Source organism: Shewanella sp. S1-49-MNA-CIBAN-0167 (assembly GCF_040310145.1).
Taxonomy (GTDB): Bacteria; Pseudomonadota; Gammaproteobacteria; order Enterobacterales; family Shewanellaceae; genus Shewanella; species Shewanella psychromarinicola.
On the sequence record NZ_JBEOPO010000085.1, the window covers coordinates 1 to 2,426 of the forward strand.

At 46.5% G+C, this 2,426-nt stretch carries 3 protein-coding genes; all 3 read right to left on the reverse strand.

Annotation, left to right across the window (positions count from 1 at the left end; all coding sequences use genetic code 11):
- Window positions 1-37: 37 nt before the first annotated feature.
- The 3 genes from tnpC to tnpA all read right to left on the reverse strand — a co-directional run bounded on the left by tnpC (window position 38) and on the right by tnpA (window position 2,345).
- The gene (gene tnpC / locus AAEZ00_RS20435) at window positions 38-1,591 is read right to left on the reverse strand and encodes an IS66 family transposase (RefSeq protein ID WP_351089691.1); all 1,554 of its coding nucleotides are present in this window, start codon (window positions 1,589-1,591) and stop codon (window positions 38-40) included.
- Between the two features lie 83 nt (window positions 1,592-1,674).
- Window positions 1,675-2,022 carry an IS66 family insertion sequence element accessory protein TnpB gene (gene tnpB / locus AAEZ00_RS20440; protein ID WP_351089693.1) on the reverse strand — a complete coding sequence of 116 codons (348 nt, stop codon included), beginning with the start codon at window positions 2,020-2,022 and terminating at the stop codon, window positions 1,675-1,677.
- Window positions 2,016-2,345 carry an IS66 family insertion sequence element accessory protein TnpA gene (gene tnpA / locus AAEZ00_RS20445; RefSeq protein WP_351089695.1) on the reverse strand — a complete coding sequence of 110 codons (330 nt, stop codon included), beginning with the start codon at window positions 2,343-2,345 and terminating at the stop codon, window positions 2,016-2,018. The genes tnpB and tnpA overlap by 7 nt, the downstream gene beginning before the upstream one ends.
- Window positions 2,346-2,426 lie beyond the last annotated feature (81 nt).

Genomic DNA, 2,426 nt, shown 5'->3' on the forward strand with positions numbered 1-2,426 from the left:
GTATGCGTCCGGCGAACGACGTCTTGTCTAGCCTAACCTACCAGGGTAAGAGACTGTTGAGGTCACAATCAGGGTAGGATAATTGTTCTAAGCAGTGTTCGATGTAATCGAACGGGGTAAGTCCATTCGCTTTAGCCGTTTCTATGATGCTGTACAAAATTGCACTCGCCTCAGCGCCGCGATGGTTGTGATTGAATAGCCAGTTTTTACGCCCTATCACAAAGGGTTTTACTGCCCGCTCTGCGCGGTTGTTGTCGATATTGAGTCGGCTGTCTTCGATGTAACAACTCAGCTTTGACCATTGATTGAGGCTGTAATGGATGGCTTTGCCTAGCGGACTTTCCTTTGACACTTGCAGCACTGATTTATCCAGCCATTGCTTAAATAACGCCAGTTGAGCTTGTGATTGCGTGCGTCTAACATACAGCCTATCTTCCAGGCTCAGTGCTTGTATTTGGGTCTCAATGCGGTACAACTTGGCTATCATGCTCAATGCCATATCCGCTTTACTGACTTTGCCTGCTTTGGGTTTGCCTTGTGCTATTAGCGCTTCTTTGAATTTACGCCGTGCATGTGCCCAACAACCGACCAGTTTATTGTTTGCCTGCTGATAAGCCGCGTAGCCATCGACTTGTAAATAACCATTAAATACCGTTTGCTCGGTGGCAAGAAAACGGCTCACGCAGGTGCCCGCGCGGCTACCGTCTTGATAGTCGTACAGTACGATGCTGCGCAAACCTTGATATCGAGGCTCAGTGCTTGGTCCATCTGCGCCAGCACAATACACCCACATATAGGATTTTACCCGCTCATCGTTAATCACCTTGAGCGTGGTCTCATCTGCGTGGATGACATCTTGTGTTAATAAATGGTGGTGCAGTAAATCATATAAGGGTTTAAACAAAGCGGCAGATTTCATCATCCAATCCGCCATGGTTTGCCTGCTTAAGGCGATACCGTGTTGCTTGAATAAGGTTTCTTGCCGGTAAAGGGGTAATGCGTACTGATATTTACTGGTAATGAGCTGGCTTAGTAAGCTTGGCGTCGCCACACTTTTAGGGATAGGACTGGCTGGCACGGGCGCTTGCTTGATATTGGCTTGCGTCCCTTTGGTTTCACAATGCTTGCAGCTGTATTTTAATCTAACGTGCTCAATCACACTGATTTTCGCCGGAATAAACTTAAGCTTCTCACTGCTGTCTTGCCCCATTAATGCCAGCTGATGGCCACAGCAATCACACTGTTTATCTTCATCACTGATGTCATGAATAATGATTTCACGTGGCAGGTCTTTAGGCAATAATTTACGCTTAGCCCGTTTTTTAGGAGAAACAGACTCGTCTGCATCGGTTGCTAACTCAGCAGGCTTATCAACGGTGACTTCTGCTTCGTTAAACAACTCACCTTGATAATCATGACTTTCACTGCTGGCCCCAAAACGTTGTTGCTGTGCGAGGCGAAATTGCTCAAGCAAGCGCTGCACCGAGTGTTTAAGCTCGGCGATTTCAGCGTCTTTAGTCGCCAACGTCTCAAGCAATAATTGCTTAAGTAAATCAACGTCATTGGGTAAGTTATCAGGGCTTAATTTCATGGTGTTATTATACCAAACATCACCCGAAACAAGGATAATACAATGATCTAATTATCGAAAACAGCCTTCGCAATGGCGATCAATTAACTGTAATTCAAGCCGTTCACATGTTGATGCCCCAGTACATCAAAGCCAGATAACAGCCAATGAAACTGTTGCTCAGATAGGCTCAGGCACTCATCAATACTTTTCGTCGGCCACTTAAACTTATCCTGCTCGAGGCGTTTGTACCACAGTGCAAAGCCGGTGCTATCCCAGTAGAGGATTTTTAATTTATCACGGCTTTTATTACAAAAGACAAACACACTGCCGTCGGTGGCTTGTAAGGATAATTGCTGCTCAACGATAACCGCTAAGCCATTTATCGATTTACGAAAATCCACCGGTGCACGGTGCAGATAAACACTGGGAAGCTCACGAAACATCAACATGCTTGTAGGCCTTTAATAATCTCAAGCAGGTAGCTTGGGGGTAAGGAACTGGGGAAAGTCCATAGCCCTGTATGATGCTGAAAATGGATAGCCTGGGCTGAAGCGGAAGGTTGAGCTTGGGTTGTCATCGCTGTCAGCGAGGTCAAAGTGGCCATAACAAACGGCGCTATCGGTTGACTGTTTGTTTTAGCCATATCCGCTTTGCGGGCGTAAAATCCGCTGACACTGAGCTTATGCTGACGGCAAAAAGCGCTAATCGTTAAGCCGCTGGCGGGGTGCTGTTGTATCAAAGCAGCCCAATCTTCATGTGAACGTGTAGCCATGTTAACTCCTGATGTCATAATCAGTCGTTAAGATAAAGGCTCAATGAGCGCAGTTGAAGACGTACTTGCCCGGACGCATAC

Coding starts and splice junctions, on each gene's coding strand:
- tnpC (WP_351089691.1), bottom strand. CDS start 1,591: ATGAAATTAAGCCCTGATAACTTACCCAATGACGTTGATTTACTTAAG.
- tnpB (WP_351089693.1), bottom strand. CDS start 2,022: ATGTTGATGTTTCGTGAGCTTCCCAGTGTTTATCTGCACCGTGCACCG.
- tnpA (WP_351089695.1), bottom strand. CDS start 2,345: ATGGCTACACGTTCACATGAAGATTGGGCTGCTTTGATACAACAGCAC.